This window comes from Providencia sp. PROV141, assembly GCF_028481645.1.
Lineage (GTDB): Bacteria > Pseudomonadota > Gammaproteobacteria > Enterobacterales > Enterobacteriaceae > Providencia > Providencia rettgeri.
On sequence record NZ_JAMPPR010000025.1, the window covers coordinates 1 to 19,182 of the forward strand.

Sequence of the window (19,182 nt, forward strand, 5' to 3'; positions counted from 1 at the left end):
CCCTTTTTTTCATATTTTTTTTCGTTCGCTCAGCTTTCCATCAAATTTAACTTAAATAGCTAGTTTTTGCAGCGTTTTGAACCCTTCGGCTTCGAGAACTGGTTGTAACCCTTTTACGTTGTCATCCATTAATAAGCAATATGCGAAGTTTTCCTCATCTGAATTGATGATTTCAGCTTGATTATTAATGAGCCAAATAGTTCTTCTGGCGATTGCAGAACCTGAATCAATGAATCGAGTTCCATCTGGTAGCACTTTTTCGAGCTCTTCTATTAATAAAGGAAAATGGGTGCAACCTAAAATAACGGTATCAGGCGGTTCAGGCATGCGGATCCATGGTCTGACGGCTTGAGCGACTTCATCTAATGGTAAGCTTTCCCCATGCAGTTTTCTTTCTGCGAGTTGAACGAGTTCCGCAGAGCCCAATGAAATGACTTTGCAGTCTGTAGCAAACCGTTCGATCAGCTCTTTGGTGTATTCGCGGTTTACAGTGCCTTTCGTCGCCAATAAACCCACCACGCCATTACGCGTTAACTTGGTTGCGGGTTTAATAGCTGGAACAACCCCAACAACTGGGAACGTAAAATGTGCTCTCAAATTAGGGAGGCTGACCGTACTTGCAGTATTACACGCAATAATCACAATAGTTAAAGGATGCTTTGCAGCAATATCATTTACGATTTGATAGACCCTATCAATAATAAACTCTTCACTTTTTTCGCCATAAGGGAAGGCTTCATTGTCGAATGCATAGATATAGTGGGCATTCGGGATCATTTTTTTGACTTCACGGTAAACAGATAACCCGCCCACTCCAGAATCAAATACTAGAATGGTCGGGCGAACAGATAGGGTGTTATCAGAAGTTGTAGCTTCCTGTAAGGAAATATTCTCTTCCAGCGGTGCGATAACCATACGCGGTCTCATAGTCTTTATCGAACATATTAGCTATTTTACCACGAATTGTGAGATGTGAAGTGATTGGATATGCAGCTGTGAGATCCCAGAGGCTTACTCCACCAACTTTAGTGCGTTGATAAGTTTCATTGATATCATAGCGACTGCCTATATATTGGTAAGTCAGCCCCATATCTACCGCAGCAATATTCCAATCTAGCTGGTATTTGACTTGTTGTTTTGCTCTACGATTAAGCACTTTATTTGTTTTTTCATTTCTTGGGTCTAGATACTGTAACGTGAGTTGATGGCTAAATAGGCCTGTTTGTAATTCACCATTCCACTCGACACCTTTAATCTTTGCCTTGCCAATATTGTTATAAGAACTAGCATAAGTCACTGGATCCGTAGTGAAATCAATCAGATTAGTTATCTCGTTTTCATACCCAGTTAATTGCCAAAATAATAACCCTGTTTCGCCTTCTAAACCAATTTCCCACTGTTTACTTTCTTCTGGCTTTAAATTTGGATTTCCTTTGATGTTCCAAGCAACATTATCTGTATAAAGCTGACCTAAATTAGGGGCTTTATACGCTGTAGCATAAGAGCCGATTATCTTATATCCATCATAAAATTCCCAACTTAAACCTGATTGCCATGTCGTGTGCCAGTTAAATTCAGAATAGTGATCTGAACGTACTGCCCCTTCCGCACTGACAGAGTCGATGAGTGCATATTGTCCTGTAAGATAAATACCTGCGTTATTGACGGTTTCTTTTTTGCTTGTCATCGTATAACCACCGGGCTCGATACTTTGACGTTGATAATCGACTCCGGCACTGATATTTCCTTTTTCTAACCTATAGCTATTACCCCATTGAAAGTTATATTGGTCTGATTCATCAATTACAGAACCGCTACCATACCGCCCATTATGATAGTTGTAGTTATAATCTTTCATATGGCTATAGCTCCCAAGTAAACTTGTAGAGTACTTACCATTCGCATATTTCAACCCAGACTCATATGTTCTGCTGTATAGCTTACGAGTGTCTGCTGGTGTACCGTCATAACTCGTACGATTGTCATAACCATAAGCGCGTGCATAAGCAGAAAGATCGGAAGAAAATTGATGCTCAACACCTAACCATAACGTTTTATTCAAAAAACCATCTTTATCGGGTTGAGGGCCCCCGCCTGTATTTCCTCTGGCTTCAATATCAAACCCTTTGGTATGAGTATAAGCCGCAGCGGCAGTTACCGTTGTATTCTCACCAAACTTTTGCTGAGTCGAACCGTTATAGTTTTGATAACTGTGTGAGCCAATACCTGCATTTAAAGTTGTGCCATCGTTATCACGGCGCGTAATAATATTCACTACACCGCCAACGGCATCAGAACCATAAACTGCTGAACGGGCGCCGCGAATATATTCGATACGTTGTACCAGTGAGATAGGAATTTGGCTCATATCAGAAGAGCCAGAAATACCCGCTTGATTCAAACGAACACCATCAATCAGCACTAAAACATGGCGTGACTCTGTGCCACGTATAAATAAGGAGCTTTGTTGACCCATTCCCCCGTTTTGCGCAATATCCACTCCCGGTAAGCGTCTTAATACATCTATCACAGTATTGGATTGCCAATGATCGATATCTTCACGAGTGACCACCGTCACTGGCGCTAATATAGAAGAAATAGGTTGTTCAAAGCGGTTAGCAGACACGACCACTTGGTCAGTTTTATTATTTGCACTTGCCAAAGAAGAAGTAGCACAGAATACAGCCAGCGCAGCGGCCGATAACGGCAGCGACTTTTTATTATTCATTATGATTACACTCGGAAAATCAATTCAATTAACGTTCCGCGAGGTTGAATATAGATTCGCGCAGATATTCAACGAAGCGATTGGAAGCGTGGCAGGTATCGGACTTATAAAGTAACAAGTTGGGTTTCTATATATGAAATAAAAACGATATATAAAATGAAAATTCGACCTGTTATATCCCCTAAATAACTCAAGTAACATGTAGGCGGCAAGCGAAGATATCCCTAGGAGCATACTGAAGTATGTGACTAGGGTAGCTGAGCGATGCCAACACCCATGTAGCTTGAAGAATGACGGGGATACCTTAATTACCGTTGCGCGTCAGTCTTGGATTTACACCAAGTTCCCTAAACCACAGCCTATTATCGTAAGTTGAATAGTTATGAGTGTCTATGGATGGATAATGAAAACTGGACATCTTCGCCGCATTCCCTACAATTTCGCTCCTGATACGAATTTATTACTGTTTTATGGAGCCAAACATGCCAAACACCTCGCACACTGAAGACTACGAACAACAGCTCGTAGAAAAAACGGATCGTTTAAAGGCGATGATGGCTCCTTTTAACGCCCCTGAACCTGAAATTTTTTCATCACCAAAGTCGCATTACCGGATGCGCGCCGAATTTCGCGTCTGGCACGATAATGACGATTTATTTCATATTATGTTTGATAAGGAAACTAAAGAAAGGATCCGTGTTGATCAGTTCCCTGTCGCAAGTCAGTTAATTAATGACATGATGGCAGCGTTATTGCCGTTAATTAAGCAAAATGAATTACTGCGTCATAAATTATTTCAAATTGACTATTTATCAACACTAAGTAATAAGCTGATTGTTTCGCTGCTTTACCATAAAAAACTCAGTGAAGAGTGGGTTACTGAGGCAAAAGCCTTAAAAGCCGTTTTAGTTGAACAAGGCTTTGATGTGCAGTTGATTGGCCGGGCGTCAAAAACAAAAATCATGTTAGACAATGATTATGTGGATGAAATATTACCGGTAATGGGTAAAAATATGATTTATCGCCAAGTCGAAAATAGCTTTACGCAACCTAATGCACAGGTCAATATCAAAATGTTGGAATGGGCAATTGGGGCAACACAAAATTCGACGGGGGATTTATTAGAACTTTACTGCGGAAATGGAAACTTTTCATTGGCATTAGCGCAAAATTTCGAACGCGTATTAGCCACTGAAATTGCAAAACCTTCCGTGGCTGCGGCTCAATATAATATCGAAGCCAATAATATTGAAAATGTACAAATTATTCGTATGTCTGCAGAGGATTTTACCCAAGCCATGCAAGGTGCTCGTGAATTTAGGCGCCTAGAGGGTATTTCTTTAGCAGACTACCAGTGCAATACCATTTTCGTTGACCCGCCTCGCAGTGGTTTAGATGCAGAAACAGTGAAGCTAGTTCAGGGTTATGACCATATCCTATATATTTCATGTAACCCAGAAACGCTATGCGATAACTTAGTTGAGCTGACTAAAACGCATAAAATAGAGAAATTAGCCTTATTCGACCAATTCCCTTATACCCATCATATGGAAAGTGGGGTATTACTGAACCGCTATTAGTTGGCTGAAAACTCGGTTATTAAAAACAAAAACGCCGCATTTTACTGCGGCGTCTTATTTAGTAGAAAAGTCGTCTAAACTTAGTTTTCGACTTCTTGCTCAAGTGCCAGCTCCGCTTTTTCTTTCTTACGTGCTTTCCAGCTTGAATACATCCACAATGCGATAATGACAATAAAGGTTGCTGGGATAAAGTTAGAGCCTATTTCAGGGTTTTGAACGCGTAAAATCGCGGAATAACCAAATAGACCAATAAAAAAACTACCAGCAACAAATTTTGGCAACCCCATCGGCATGGCTTGATGTAAATAGCGCTGGTGTAAACAATACGCAGCCAATATTAGGGTTAAAATTGGAAAAAATGAAAAGTCGACCAACGAGTTAAACAGCGTTGAAAACGTCCCATGGGTTGCAAGGCCAATCACAAAGGCTAGCAATAATGTGCTTCTTTCATAACTTTTTTGATCCGTCATTGATTCTCCTTATTATTTAGTAAGGTCTGGGTCAGTTTGATTTTGTTTTTCCTGTTCCCGGCGGTACCAGTAGTAGGCGCCTTTCGCGATCATTCTTAACTGTAATACCAGCCGTTCTTCGAGATTTCTGCGTTTTTCTTCATCAATGTCTAGCGCTTCCGCACCTGCGCTAAAGACAATCGTTACCATGGCCTCGGCTTGCATTTCTGTAAAATGGCGAGGCATACGGCTTTCAAGTTCAAGGTAATCGGCCAATTCCGCAATAAAATGTTGAATTTCCCGAGCGACAGCTGCACGAAACTCCGCAGATGTTCCCGAACGCTCCCGCAATAATAACCTAAAGGCATTAGGGTTATTACCAATAAACTCCATAAAAGTTGAGACTGATGTACGGATCACACTCCCGCCTTTTGCAATACGCTGTCTTGCTTGGCGCATTAACTGGCGTAACATCAAACCACTTTCGTCAACCATCGTCAGCCCGAGTTCATCAACGTCCTTAAAATGACGGTAAAATGAAGTTGGTGCAATCCCAGCTTCACGTGCAACTTCCCGTAAACTGAGGCTAGTAAAGCTCCGCTCAGCGCTTAATTGGCTAAATGCGGCTTCGACGAGTGAACGCCGAGTTTTTTCTTTTTGTTTTGCTCTAACGCCAATTGTGTTGCTCACGGTGATCCTAATTTCTTATCATGGAAGGTCAATGTAATAAGTATTACTCTTCGCCTAGCATACCTGAAAATAATTAAACTGTTTTGGAGAAAAAGCGACTATCGCTGCAATTTACTCATTTTCAGAATTTAACTTAGCCTTTTTTCAATTAGTTTTTTAACGCTGATATACTACCAACCTTTCACTAAACAATACTTCAGCAAATCCCTACTTTATGAATCTATGAATTATATTTAGGTATTTTTCTGAGGCTCTTGAACTAAAATATTTTCGCCTAAGAATTTCAAATTGAGATAAGGCGGCAAAACAAGCGAATTTCTGAAAGCATATATAAGTATGTGACTAGGGTAAGCAAATGTCGCCAACGCTATATCAATTTGAAAGACGGCGAGGAAATTAGGTGAAATAACCAACTAATGATAACATCTTGTTGTCATTTTGTTTTAGAGCAGGTCTTACCTCATGCAACTTACCCATTTTGATGCAATAGTCATTGGTTCCGGTCCTGGTGGTGAAGGCGCCGCCATGGGGCTAGTGAAACAAGGAAAAAACGTTGCTGTTATAGAACGTTATAATAATGTCGGCGGAGGCTGTACCCACTGGGGAACCATTCCCTCAAAAGCCCTCCGTCATGCTGTTAGCCGTATTATCGAATTCAACCAAAACCCTCTTTATAGTGATAACTCCCGTAGCTTAAGCTCCTCTTTCTCTGAAATTCTGCGACATGCTGAAACGGTAATTAGCCAACAAACGCGCATGCGCCAAGGATTTTACGAACGTAATGGTTGCCAAATGTTTTCGGGTGAAGCCACCTTTATCGATGAACAACATATCAGTGTCCGCTACGCGGATGGAAGTTGTGATGTTTTAAGTGCAGATAAAATCGTAATAGCCACTGGCTCTCGTCCATACTGCCCTTCTGACGTTGATTTCAACCATTCTCGGATCTACAACAGTGATACTATTCTCAACCTGACCCATGAGCCTCGCCATGTGATTATTTATGGTGCAGGTGTTATTGGCTGTGAATATGCATCTATTTTTCGTGGATTAGGGGTTAAAGTTGACTTAATCAACACCCGTGATCATCTCTTGGCCTTTCTTGACCAAGAAATGTCAGATGCCTTGTCGTATCATTTTTGGAATAGTGGTGTTGTTATTCGCCATAATGAAGAATATGAAAAAATCGAAGGGGTTGAAGACGGTGTTATTGTTCACCTGAAGTCAGGTAAAAAAGTCAAGGCGGACTGTTTACTGTATGCGAACGGAAGAACCGGTAACACTGACAGCTTAGGTCTGGCTAATGTCGGGATCGAAGCAGATGGTCGCGGTTTAGTTAAAGTCAATAAAGCGTATCGCACCACTAATGAACATATTTATGCTGTTGGTGATGTCATTGGCTACCCAAGTTTGGCCTCTGCAGCTTATGACCAGGGCCGAATTGCAGCCCGAGCCATTGGGGGTAGTTTAGGTAATGCGCATTTAGTGGAAGATATTCCAACAGGGATTTATACCATTCCTGAAATTAGTTCAGTTGGTAAAACAGAACAAGAACTGACCGCAATGAAAGTGCCTTATGAAGTTGGCCGAGCACAGTTTAAACATTTAGCACGTGCACAAATCGCAGGTATGAATGTCGGTAGTTTGAAAATATTATTCCATAGAGAAACATTACAGATATTAGGTATTCACTGTTTCGGTGAGAGAGCGGCTGAAATTATCCATATCGGCCAAGCTATCATGGAACAAAAAGGTGAAGGTAATACTATCGAATATTTCGTCAATACGACGTTCAATTACCCGACGATGGCGGAAGCTTTCCGTGTTGCAGCTTTGAATGGTTTAAATCGACTCTTTTAATTATTCTGTGATTTATGGTTGCCAAAAATTTGGCAACCATCATCAACTAAAAAATAATATTGGTAGCTTAACCCTAAACTCTATTTTTATAATAGTTATCCATTGAGTTATAGATGGTCTCCGCTAATTGTTCATAACGCCCACGTAACGGTGAACCCGGGCGATAAACTAATACAATGGTTCGTTTCGGTTCAGGTTCAATGCAATTTAAATAACATACCCCATCACGACAAACCTCATTTGGCACCGATAAATCAGGTAAAAGTGTAATTCCACTCCCTGCTGCCACCATATTTCTTAACGTTTCTAAGCTTGTTGCCCTGAAATGTGTATCTTCTTTAGCCCCTGCTTGGAAGCAAAAGCCCATTGCTTGGTCACGTAAACAGTGGCCATCTTCTAACATTAATAGTTTTTCACCTGACAATTCACTCATTTCAATCGTATCACGATCATGCCATGGGTGACTCTCGTAAATAGCCAATTTCATCGGTTCTTCAAATAAAGGAACAACAATGAAAGGGTCCGTTTCTTTTACTTCCGCTAAAATAGCGCAATCTAATTTACCACTGTCTAACTGAGCTAATAATTGCTGAGTTTGCGCTTCATGCAAATAGATTTCTAATTTAGGATGAGCTTGGTGCAATTGCGGAATAATATGAGGTAATAGATACGGCGCAACCGTTGGAATTAAACCAATATGTAATGGTCCTGACATGCTTTCCCCTTGGAGGGCTGCCATTTCTTGTAATACTTTAATTTCACGCAAAATAGTACGGGCTTGTTCAACCAATAACAAACCTTGTTGAGTAAAAAGAACTTTACGGCTAGTTCTTTCTAACAACATCACGCCAAGTTCTTCTTCTAATTTACGAATTTGGCCACTAAGAGTGGGTTGGCTAACATGACAAGAATCCGCGGCACGTCTAAAGTGTTTATGTTCGGCGAGTGCGACAAGGTACTCTAAATCTCGAATATTCATATTTCTTTTCCTTTCGTGAATTCTCTGTCAAACCAAAGATAGATAATACCAATCACTATATCGATATTGTTTTGTTTTATCTATTGATAAATTGAAAAATAGGGGGGAAGCCTCATTTTTTGAAGGATACACGCAATATAATGAAACAAAATGTAATATTTAGAAACAAAATGTATCTCATTCGTGACTCTTCAAAAGAGAGAATAGTTAATTAATAATTAAATTCATTTACCATTAGCGTTTCAATATAACATTCTTAATAAAATCATTAACTGTGTTTTTTTAGAATAAACTTTCAATAAGTTACATCTTAACGTTGCCAAGTAAAATCCCAACATTCTCCTCAAAAAATATAGACTATTTTTGTCATTAAATCACACAACCAATAAAATTAACTTAATCTTAACATTCAGTTAATGTCACTAAAATAATTAAAATATTAGCGTTTAATATACATTCAGTCACATTTAAGCAGTTGTGAATTCATTAATTTATACAAAAATTAATTATAAAGATAAGGAAACAAGAAGTAATTTTTATAAAGAAATCAAAACAATAAATAATCATTCACTAACGCGCTCAAAATTAATGTTTTATTCAACACTCCCTTAAAACAGGAGAAAACACTATGAACGCATCGATATCGTCTTGTTTTAACTCACAGATTAAATCTTTATTGTTATTCTTTATAACATTATTTATTTCACTTAATGCGAATTCATTAGCCAAAGAGCATTCAGGAGTTATTACCTTCACCGGTAATGTTGTTAACGCTCCCTGCTTAATGTCCCATGAAGCATCATCACATTTACGTGTTGGATGTCTAGATGAACAATCAAAGATGAAAACAGAGTATGTTGATATTCATAGATTAAGTCGTACAACAAAAAGCATAGAACTCTCTAATCAACTCGGAAACTATCAATTTAAATGGCTAGATAGTTCGAACAAAACCGGACTAATTAAAGTGCAGTATCAATAATTGCCTCACTACAGGTTCTATTAGGGCTCTTAAGAGCCCTTTTTATTACACTTAATACGCGTTAATAAAACTTAGTAATAATATATACATTCTTCAACTGATGAATAACTCCCATTAATATCACGCCACATGTTAATCATTATATTAAAGTAAAATAAAAGAAACATTTTGTTATATTTACTTTCACTTTTTATTAAAGTTTGTAAGTTTTTATATAAAAGTAAATGTAAATTGCAGCCTAATTTTGTTAAATTTTATTTTAATTATTATTACAGATTGATGACAACAGAAAACCACTAGAGAATTCAACCATAAAAACCTAACATTCAACGAAAATAAAGAAACAAAACACTACAAATGATAACACTATCAGTTTTATTACCCAGCAAGATGCGGAGAGATAACTTTAAATCACAATGGGTGTAATTTTATTTTCTTTATATTTTTAAACATTTCCTTTTTTAATTTTACACCTAAATAGTGTTTTTCAATTTATAATTCCCTCGTCAAAAACACCAGGGAATATCAGTTCATTATTATTATTCTTATTTAAGAGCACACAAATCTAATTTAAACATACAGCAAGTTGATTAATCAAAAATCAATGACGGGATACTATTATGAAAAATTTATTAACAAAAACTCAAAAATTTGGCCTTCGTTCACTTTGCGCATTATTGTTCGTTACAACCGCATCTATTCATGCTTATGCAAGTAATGACCAACAAAATGGGGTTATTCATTTCTCTGGTGCAGTCGTATTTCCGCCTTGCTTTAATGAAGTGACCGACAAACATGTCACATTGAATTGCTTAAATAATCAATCTGATATGGTTGCTAGTAAAATTAACTTGAATGATGTTGCAAATACTCAAGGCTGGAAGGTAATCAATGAAGGTAGAGGAGAGTATTCATATAACTGGGTGAATGAAGAAAAACAACTCGGAATGCTAACCATTAAATATATTTAAAAACAAACGCGTTATGGGAATCGGGGTAGTCATGCTACCCCCCATTTTTTCTTCTACAACTAATCACAGCTCTAATCGTTTTTTTGCTTCCACAATAGCACTTGCCACTTGCTTCTGAGACACCCCACCTTTTGCTAACCGCTTATCTAAACAAGATTGTAGCGATAAAATTTCATAGACATCCAACTGAATAGTGTCACTGAATTTTTGCAAATCACTGAGAGCCATTTCTTCTAAAGCTTTACCTTGCCCAATCGCTGCAACAACCGCTTCGCCCACGATATGATGCGCTTCGCGGAATGGAACACCTTTAGCAACGAGGTAATCAGCAAGCTCAGTTGCATTGGCGTAACCTTGTTTCGCCGCATCTTCACAACGGCTACGACGAATTTGAATACCATCAAGCACTAACGCTGCCATATGCATGCAATCTAACCAAGTATCTAATGCGTCGAATAACCCTTCTTTGTCTTCTTGCATATCTTTGTTATACGCAAGCGGCAACCCTTTAAGGGTCATCATCATACCTGTTAACGCCCCTTGGACACGGCCACATTTTCCACGGATTAATTCCAATGCATCAGGGTTTTTCTTTTGTGGCATTAATGATGAACCTGATGTCACTTTGTCTGATAACTCGACAAAACCAGCTTCACCACTATTAAAGAAAATTAAATCTTCAGCAAAACGGGATAAATGAACCATACCGATACTTGCATTCGATAATAATTCAAGGACGTGATCTCTGTCTGATACTGTATCCAAGCTATTACGTGTTGCAGAAGCAAAACCTAACCATGATGCCAGCTGCTCACGGTCGATATCATAAGCCGTGCCTGCCAATGCTCCGCACCCTAATGGACTGACATCTAAACGTTTTAGTGTATCTTTTAAGCGGCTTTCATCACGCGCTAACATTTCACTGTAAGCTAAGCACCAATGTGCAAACGTCACCGGTTGAGCACGCTGTAAATGCGTATAACCGGGCATCACAGCGTCTTGATTATCTTCTGCCGTCAGTACCAGTGCTTTTTGTAGCTCTGTTACCGCTTCAAGTAGCAATGCAACTTGGTCTTTACACCACAATTTTAAATCTGTTGCGACTTGGTCGTTACGGCTACGGCCTGTATGTAATTTTTTACCTAAATCACCGACTTTATCAATCAGTTGACCTTCAACCCAGCTATGAATATCTTCTGCGTCACTTTGCAGGATAATTTCAGGGTTATCTTGTACTTCTTTAAGTAAGGCATTTAGCGCTTGTTCTAAAGTTTGTTGTTCGCTATCAGACAATACACCTACGGTCACCAGTGATTTTGACCATGCGACTGAGCCGATAATATCTTGTTGCGCCAAGCGATAATCGAAACGCAGTGAATCATTAAACTGTTTAAACCGTTGATCTGCTTGCTGACTAAAACGTCCACCCCAAAGTGCCATAACGAATCCCTACCTGATTGATAAAATAAGTTTTTAACCCCGATAGCGGTCTTGGCTATCGGGGGACTACAATTTGATTTATTTCGCTTTGTTTTGTTCTTTCAGCGCACGGATACGTGAAGATAGCGAGTAAAGACGAATAAACCCACCTGCATGGCTGTGATCATAAACTTCATCTTCACCGAATGTGGCAAACTCTTCTGAATACAAGCTCTTATCCGCTTTTTTCTGAATCGCAGTCACTTGCCCTTTATATAATTTCAGAACAACTTCACCTGTCACATCTTGCGCTAATGATTCAGCAGCTGCTTGTAGCGAGTGACGTAATGGCGCAAACCAACGCCCATCATAAACCACATATGACATTTCTAAACCAAGTTGCTCACGCCATTTGTAGCTGTCACGGTCAAGAACCAGTTGTTCAATACCACGCAGAGCAGCCATCATAATGGTGCCGCCTGGGGTTTCATAACAACCACGGGATTTCATACCCACTAAACGGTTTTCAACGATGTCGATACGGCCCACACCGTGTTTTGCACCTAAAGTATTTAATGTTTCTAAACAACCGAGTGGGGACAATACTTGCCCATTCACCGAAACGACTTCGCCGTGTTTAACACCAACGGTAACCAGTTCAGCTTCATCCGGTGCATCTTGTGGGTCGACAGTCCATACCCAACAATCTTGGTTTGCCGCATTCCATGTGCTTTCTAATACGCCACCTTCAGTAGAAATGTGCCATGCGTTTTCATCACGACTATAGATTTTTTCTAAGCTGGCTGTTGTTGGAATATTACGTTCTTTCAGGTAATCAAGCAGCGCTTCACGGGAACGTAAGTCCCACTCACGCCATGGTGCAACGACTTGTAACTGTGGTGCTAATGCCGTATAAGTGCTTTCGAAACGCACTTGGTCATTACCTTTACCTGTTGCGCCATGGGCAACAGCATCTGCCCCCACTTTTAAGGCAATTTCGACTTGAGCTTTAGCAATAATTGGGCGAGCCATTGACGTACCTAATAAATAGCTGCCTTCATATAATGCACCTGTTTTTAATACAGGGTAAATATACTCTTTGATGAACTCTTCGCGTAAATCAACTACGTAGCATTCAGATGCACCTGATTGCAGGGCTTTTTTCTCTACGCCCACTAAATCTTCACGGTCTTGACCCACATCCGCAACGAAGGCCACGACTTCGCAACCATCATAGTTTTCTTTTAGCCATGGAATAATTGCTGATGTATCCAGACCACCTGAATATGCTAATACAATCTTTTTAATGCCCTTTTTCATAACGTACCTATCCGCTCAATTAATATTGTTATTCCATGGCTCATTTATGATGCCAAGATCCGTGTTCCGATTGCGGTTCCATTAAACAGCTCGGGAAGTTGTTCTGCATGACGCCAGCTTGCAATATCCACAGAACGTTGCAAGGCTGCCGCAGCGTCTAATGCTGCATTAACCTTCACAATCATTCCGTCGGTAATAATTCCCTGTTCAATTAACTTTTGCGCTTTTTGCGTCGTCATTTCATCAATTTTTTGGCCTTTACCATCCAAAATACCGCTCACATCGGACAATAAGACCAGATCTGCATTTAATGCTTGGGCGATAGCCGTTGCGGCTTGATCCGCATTCACGTTCATCAACTCACCTTCTGGTGTGATACCAATAGAGCTGATAATGGGTAAATAACCCGCACCCAACAATAATTTCAATAATTTCGCATCACCAGGTTTAGCATTACCGACATGGCCTAATTCTTCGTTTAGTTGCGTCACCGTGGCGCTTTGACCATCACCAAGAGAAAGACCTACTGCCGGAAGTTGATACTTCGTTGCCCATGCCAATAATGTTTTATTCGCGGTGCCTGCTAATGCCCCCGTAATAATATCGATTTGGTCTGCTGGCGTGACACGCAACCCTTGCTTTTTAACCACGGGTAATTGCAGTTTTTGCATCAATTCATCAACTAAACAACCACCACCATGCACAATCACCAACTCGCGTTGATGAGCTTGCCGATAGGTTTGGATAGCTGTAAATAATTTTTCAAGCGCCTCGACGCTATCAAGTAATACTCCGCCCAATTTAATCACTAAGGGTTGCATGGGGTTAATCCTTCTTAAAGTAAAGACTGAGTTTCAGCAAAACCAAAACGAATATTCATGCACTGAACGGCTTGTGCTGCTGCACCTTTGAGTAGGTTATCTTCTGTACCTACTAAAATCAGGTGTTCACCTTTCAATACATAGCCAATATCACAAAACGGCGTACCGACTACTGATTTCAATGCAGGAACGCCTTTTTCATATAACCGCACTAACGGTTTATTTTGATAGGCATCTTTAAACGTTTGTGTGATTTTTTCTGCTGTCACACCCGTTTTTACTTTGCAAGTAATCGTTGCCAGAATACCTCGAGAGAAATTACCCAAATGTGGTGTAAAAATAACCTCTCTTCCTAAGTGAGTCGCGATTTCTGGCTGATGGCGATGCGTAAAGAGGCCATAAGGTTGCAAACTCACTTCGCAAAAGCTGTTGGTCATTGACGCTTTACGGCCTGCTCCGGAGACACCACTGGTAGCATTAATGACTGGCCACATAGCTTCATCCAGTAAATCTGCTTCAATCAATGGCTTAAGAGCTAACTGGGAAACCGTTGGGTAACACCCTGGTACTGCAATCAATTGTGCTTGACGAATTTTATCGGCCTGCCATTCTGCTAAACCGTAAACTGCTTGCATTAGCCATTCAGTATTTGTATGTTCAAAGCCATAGTATTGCGTATAAAACGCAGGATCTTGAACACGATAAGCACCGGATAAGTCGAACACCACGCAGCCCGCTTCAAGAAACTGAGGTGCAATGTCATGGCTCACTTCATGTGCCGTGGCAAGGAAAACAACATCAATACCTTTCGCTGCTTCCGCGACATCGGTTAATGGCAGAACGGGAAGGTCGATGATGCCTTTATACTGAGGGTGTAAATCAGAAAAACGTTTATTTGCATCCGCACTTTGCGCCGAAACCATCAGCCCTTGAAGATTAACTTCCGGATGGCGTTGCAAATAAGCGGCTAATTCTGCTCCAGTATAGCCACTGGCCCCGATAATGAGTGTGTTCAACATATGCTTTCTACCTTGTACTCGTGACCCAAACAGTTTAATGTGTATTTTTATTCAAATAAAGTGCATGAATATTGATACTATTATGGATAAAGGCTGTCAACAGTGAATATTAAATTACCTGCATTTATTGAGATTTATCGTCAATTAATTGCCATTCCGTCGATTAGTGCGACTGATTCTCATTTGGATCAGAGCAATAAAGCTCTGGTGGAACTTCTCGGTGGATGGCTGGAGACGTTAGGTTTTTCGGTCAACATTCAACCTGTACCGGAAACGCGTGATAAATATAATTTGCTTGCATCCATTGGCGAAGGTAATGGAGGGCTGATGCTATGCGGCCATACCGATACCGTACCCTTTGATGATGGGCGTTGGAGCAAAAACCCATTTGAGCTGACAGAGTATGACGGCAAGTTATATGGGCTCGGAACCGCAGATATGAAAGGCTTTTTTGCTTTTATTGTTGATGCGTTACGCGATATGGATTTAACTCAACTCAAACGCCCACTGCATATATTAGCCACAGCAGATGAAGAAACATCGATGGCTGGTGCGCGTTATTTTGCAGCCAGTACAACATTAAGACCAGATTTTGCAATTATTGGCGAGCCAACATCGTTACAACCGATTCGCGCGCACAAAGGGCATTTATCAAATGCTATCCGCATTACTGGGCAATCGGGGCACTCTAGTGACCCAGAACGTGGCGTCAATGCAATTGAATTGATGCATGAGTCTATTTCCCACCTAATGGACTTACGAAATACGTTAAAAGAACGATTTAACAACCCTGCATTTGTCATTCCCTACCCGACGATGAACTTTGGTCATATTCATGGTGGTGACGCAGCCAACCGAATTTGTGGTTGTTGTGAATTACATATGGATATTCGCCCGCTACCTGGGCTAACTTTGCAAGATTTAGATGAGCTACTTAATGAAGCTCTTGAGCCGGTTAGTGCCCGTTGGCCAGGCCGCTTGACGGTTGAATCCATGCATCCGCCGATCCCTGGCTATGAATGCCCAACGGACCACAAAATGGTCGCAGTGATTGAGCAATTGTTAGGGCAAAAAGCAGATACCGTGAATTACTGTACTGAAGCACCGTTTATCCAAGAGCTCTGCCCAACGTTGGTTCTTGGCCCTGGTTCTATTGAGCAAGCACATCAACCTGATGAGTTTATTGATATGCGCTTTATTGAGCCTACTCGCCAATTAATTAGCCAAATGATTGAGCACTTCTGTTTCACTGAATAAATCTGACTAGCCATAGATTCAAGCGCGACACTGAAAAGAGTCGCGTTTTTTATCATGAATTATTTTCCTGTTGCCTTTGAAAAAACCTCAGCGTCATAATTTAATTTAAGTATTGACTATTGATACCGATCTGGTAATTTCTTTTAGACGTCTAAACGTATAGACGCACAAATGGATATAATAACGTACAAAAAATAGTTAGTCTGCAAATTGCGAGGTTACAGGGTATGAGCTTTTTTCACGCAAATCAGCGCGAAGCGCTAAATCAAAATTTAGCTGAGTTAGACGGCCAAATTAATGTTTCATTTGAATTTTTCCCACCTCGCAGTGAAGAGATGGAGCAGACGCTATGGAAATCCATCGATCGGCTCAAAAACCTGAAACCTAAATTTGTCTCCGTGACTTATGGTGCGAATTCCGGTGAACGTGATAGAACGCACAGCATCATCAAAGATATTAAAGATAAAACCGGTTTAATTGCAGCCCCTCACCTAACTTGTATTGATGCGAACCCTGATGAACTGAAAGCCATTGCCCGTGACTATTGGAATAATGGTATTCGTCATATTGTTGCTCTGCGTGGTGATTTGCCTGACAACAGCCGTAAACCAGATATGTATGCCGTTGATTTGGTTGAGTTGCTAAAAGGTGAGGCAGATTTTGATATTTCTGTCGCTGCCTACCCTGAAGTCCACCCTGAAGCCAAAAGTGCTCAAGCCGATTTAATTAGTTTAAAAAAGAAAATTGATGCGGGTGCTAACCGTGCAATTACTCAATTTTTCTTTGATGTTGAAAGCTATTTACGTTTTCGTGACCGTTGTGTCGCAACTGGCATTGATGTGGAAATTGTACCGGGGATCTTACCGGTCTCTAACTTTCGTCAACTTGAGCGTTTTGCCAAACTGACTAACGTACGCATTCCTGCGTGGATGAGTAAAATGTACGAAGGGTTAGACAATGACCCAGAAAGCCGAAACCTTGTTGGAGCATCCATTGCCATGGACATGGTTAAAATTCTTAGCCGTGAAGGTGTAAAAGATTTCCACTTTTACACATTGAACCGTTCTGAGCTCACCTATGCTATCTGCCATACTTTAGGCGTTAGGCCTTAGCCCCTCAATGTCGTGATGTATTTTTAAAAGTACATCACGACATTGCTTTATGAAAGTTTCCTAATTCCACTTAGTTAAACTCATTGAAATCGAAAAATTCCAACAATGAGTATTAAATATGAAAGTTGAGTCCAATATCTCTTCGGTGAATACTTCACCATCCACCTCGATTAAAACAGCCGCATTCCCTACTGGATCATTTGAACAACGGGATGTCGTGATTATTAATCCCTATATGAATGGAGGTGGGGATAAAGTACTGGGTAATAAAGTCGCAAACATTGCTTTAAATGATGGCTGTAGGGTATCCATCATTTCAATAAATGCTGACAATATTGCAAAAATGGGCTGTCGTAATTTGTCGTTAAATGACCCCACTTTTAATTCAATTGACCAATTGAGAAATCCATTACTTATTATTACTCCAATTAGCACGCTGGAACCTCAACAAATTGAGTTTTGTATCACGTGGCTATGTCAACACCTTGATTTTAAAAAACAAAAAGTAATGATCCTTGATGAAATGGATGTCCGTCCGCAAGACAGTAAACGGCTAGAATGTATAAAGCACCTACGTCATAATGGGTTTAAAAATATCCACGCTTATAACTTAGGGTTAAATAATGGGATAGGTTATTTAGCAACAGAACAGAAGCAAATAGATAATATTAAACACCGTTTCAAATATGAGTTATCCAACTTAATGGATAGTTATAATTTATCGTTAGCAAAAGATACCCACCACTATTTAGCCTATCTCAGTGCTGAACCTGTGTACCGACAAGCCAAACTCCCCATGCATAGTGCACAATTGTTCATTGCTAATAAACTTGTAGAAACACAGCATGATAATAAAGATACAAATTTTATTATTGTGATACGCCAGCTAGCCAATTGTTATCGTGATGATTTCAATATAGAAGAATTTGATAGGCATACAAAATACTACTTTGACGGTAAAGAAACTGTTTCCTCAGCCCTACAAGAAATACTGATAAAAAAAGAAGCAGGGAAATTTGATTCACCAATGTTATTTTCAAAAGCACAATTATATCTTGCAGATACAGAGCAAGGAAAATTAGAAAAACTTTTTGAGCTTAAAGGTACTGGAAACCGACAAATTAATATTGTTGTAACTGAATCCCTCCCTAAAAATATTTTTGAGGATTTCATGTACTTGGCTGATTCCGGCATGATGAGCGGTGATCAGTCACTTAGTGAGTATTTATCCTTAAAAAGCGCCGTGCCTTACTACGACATGCAACCATGGAAAGAGGAGGTTGCTGATGGCTTAATCAAGTATGCAGAACAACATGGAACCAAAGATACTATGGTTTCTAAAATCAGTGGTTACAAACTTAATGGCGACATCAGGGCTTCCTATTTAAATGCAGCCCAGTATATTCCACCAACCCCAGAACAATTAGCTCAAGAAGAGGCAACTAATAAGAAAATTGCTAGCTTAAAAGCCAATGGTAAAATTCGTGAGTTCATCACGCCAAAAGAAGAATGGAAAAGATGGGATCAGTGGAAAGAAAGTCACTAATCGAGCAGAAGGCGGGATCACTCCCGCCGTCCCTTCATACCACTGTACGTACGGCTTAGTATATGGCTGCTCCTATCTATATTGAAATAACTTCAATACATGAATCTGTTTCGTTCATTGTGCCTACGACACGCTCAGAAAGCATATGTGATTTGTCGCTCATGATATGCTATTAGTTAGCTCGCACTACTTTAATTAGCTTAAAAAATAAAGATCATCAATTAGCTGGAACTGGCTATTTATATTTATTGTTTACAAAATAGCTTCTATTTTTTACAAAAATACATTGACGCGATATCGAAACTGATTAGTTTCCCGACCCACGTATCCATAATAAAATCAGTGTTATTATCTTCTATATTCAAGTTTATCTTACCGCAATAAATATATTTAACGGTTAATGGTATAAATTAATTTTTAATATAATGAAAATTATCGCTTAAATATCA

16 protein-coding genes are annotated in these 19,182 nt (G+C 39.9%); 7 read left to right on the plus strand and 9 right to left on the minus strand.

Going from position 1 to position 19,182, the window contains the following annotated elements:
- Positions 1-51: 51 nt before the first annotated feature.
- On the minus strand, positions 52-915 hold the full coding sequence (murI, locus tag PSF09_RS16735) for a glutamate racemase (RefSeq protein ID WP_272666557.1): 864 nt from the start codon (positions 913-915) through the stop codon (positions 52-54).
- Positions 860-2,728: a TonB-dependent vitamin B12 receptor BtuB gene (gene btuB / locus PSF09_RS16740; protein WP_272684191.1), complete on the minus strand. Its 1,869-nt coding sequence runs from the start codon at positions 2,726-2,728 to the stop codon at positions 860-862. The genes murI and btuB overlap by 56 nt, the downstream gene beginning before the upstream one ends.
- Positions 2,729-3,210: 482 nt before the next feature.
- Here btuB and trmA point away from each other — a divergent pair, with 482 nt between their 5' ends.
- Positions 3,211-4,308 carry a tRNA (uridine(54)-C5)-methyltransferase TrmA gene (trmA, locus tag PSF09_RS16745; RefSeq protein WP_272666559.1) on the plus strand — a complete coding sequence of 366 codons (1,098 nt, stop codon included), beginning with the start codon at positions 3,211-3,213 and terminating at the stop codon, positions 4,306-4,308.
- Positions 4,309-4,388: 80 nt separating this feature from the next.
- On the opposite strand, the gene PSF09_RS16750 is transcribed toward trmA, so the two are convergent.
- Positions 4,389-4,778 (minus strand): YijD family membrane protein, encoded by a 390-nt coding sequence (locus tag PSF09_RS16750; protein WP_272684192.1) that lies wholly within the window; start codon positions 4,776-4,778, stop codon positions 4,389-4,391.
- Positions 4,779-4,790: 12 nt separating this feature from the next.
- Positions 4,791-5,447, minus strand: a complete 657-nt coding sequence (gene fabR / locus PSF09_RS16755; protein ID WP_004265350.1) for an HTH-type transcriptional repressor FabR — start codon at positions 5,445-5,447, stop codon at positions 4,791-4,793.
- 462 nt (positions 5,448-5,909) lie between these two features.
- Between fabR and sthA the strand changes: the two genes are divergently transcribed.
- Positions 5,910-7,307, plus strand: coding sequence for a Si-specific NAD(P)(+) transhydrogenase (sthA, locus tag PSF09_RS16760; protein WP_004907101.1), 1,398 nt, complete (start codon positions 5,910-5,912; stop codon positions 7,305-7,307).
- 73 nt (positions 7,308-7,380) lie between these two features.
- Here sthA and oxyR read toward each other — a convergent pair whose 3' ends face one another.
- Positions 7,381-8,286, minus strand: coding sequence for a DNA-binding transcriptional regulator OxyR (gene oxyR, locus PSF09_RS16765; RefSeq protein WP_004907100.1), 906 nt, complete (start codon positions 8,284-8,286; stop codon positions 7,381-7,383).
- A 628-nt stretch (positions 8,287-8,914) separates the two neighbouring features.
- Between oxyR and PSF09_RS16770 the strand changes: the two genes are divergently transcribed.
- The gene (locus tag PSF09_RS16770; RefSeq protein ID WP_210840069.1) at positions 8,915-9,268 is read left to right on the plus strand and encodes a hypothetical protein; all 354 of its coding nucleotides are present in this window, start codon (positions 8,915-8,917) and stop codon (positions 9,266-9,268) included.
- 620 nt (positions 9,269-9,888) lie between these two features.
- The gene (locus tag PSF09_RS16775) at positions 9,889-10,239 is read left to right on the plus strand and encodes a hypothetical protein (RefSeq protein WP_272666560.1); all 351 of its coding nucleotides are present in this window, start codon (positions 9,889-9,891) and stop codon (positions 10,237-10,239) included.
- 63 nt (positions 10,240-10,302) lie between these two features.
- Here the strand turns inward: PSF09_RS16775 and argH are convergent, their stop codons facing one another.
- The 4 genes from argH to argC form a co-directional block, all read right to left on the minus strand.
- Positions 10,303-11,679, minus strand: a complete 1,377-nt coding sequence (gene argH, locus PSF09_RS16780; protein WP_272666561.1) for an argininosuccinate lyase — start codon at positions 11,677-11,679, stop codon at positions 10,303-10,305.
- A gap of 78 nt (positions 11,680-11,757) precedes the next feature.
- A complete protein-coding gene (locus tag PSF09_RS16785; RefSeq protein ID WP_210840072.1) occupies positions 11,758-12,978 on the minus strand; it encodes an argininosuccinate synthase in 1,221 nt (406 codons plus the stop codon).
- Positions 12,979-13,022: 44 nt separating this feature from the next.
- The gene (argB, locus tag PSF09_RS16790; RefSeq protein WP_210840073.1) at positions 13,023-13,799 is read right to left on the minus strand and encodes an acetylglutamate kinase; all 777 of its coding nucleotides are present in this window, start codon (positions 13,797-13,799) and stop codon (positions 13,023-13,025) included.
- A 14-nt stretch (positions 13,800-13,813) separates the two neighbouring features.
- Positions 13,814-14,818 carry an N-acetyl-gamma-glutamyl-phosphate reductase gene (gene argC / locus PSF09_RS16795; RefSeq protein WP_272684193.1) on the minus strand — a complete coding sequence of 335 codons (1,005 nt, stop codon included), beginning with the start codon at positions 14,816-14,818 and terminating at the stop codon, positions 13,814-13,816.
- 102 nt (positions 14,819-14,920) lie between these two features.
- On the opposite strand from argC, the gene argE reads away from it, so the two are divergent.
- From argE to PSF09_RS16810, 3 genes are all read left to right on the plus strand, one after another.
- Complete coding sequence (argE, locus tag PSF09_RS16800; RefSeq protein WP_272684194.1) at positions 14,921-16,075, plus strand: acetylornithine deacetylase; 1,155 nt, start codon at positions 14,921-14,923, stop codon at positions 16,073-16,075.
- A gap of 227 nt (positions 16,076-16,302) precedes the next feature.
- A complete protein-coding gene (metF, locus tag PSF09_RS16805; protein WP_272666564.1) occupies positions 16,303-17,187 on the plus strand; it encodes a methylenetetrahydrofolate reductase in 885 nt (294 codons plus the stop codon).
- A gap of 118 nt (positions 17,188-17,305) precedes the next feature.
- Positions 17,306-18,733, plus strand: coding sequence for a hypothetical protein (locus PSF09_RS16810; protein ID WP_272684195.1), 1,428 nt, complete (start codon positions 17,306-17,308; stop codon positions 18,731-18,733).
- Positions 18,734-19,182: the final 449 nt, after the last annotated feature.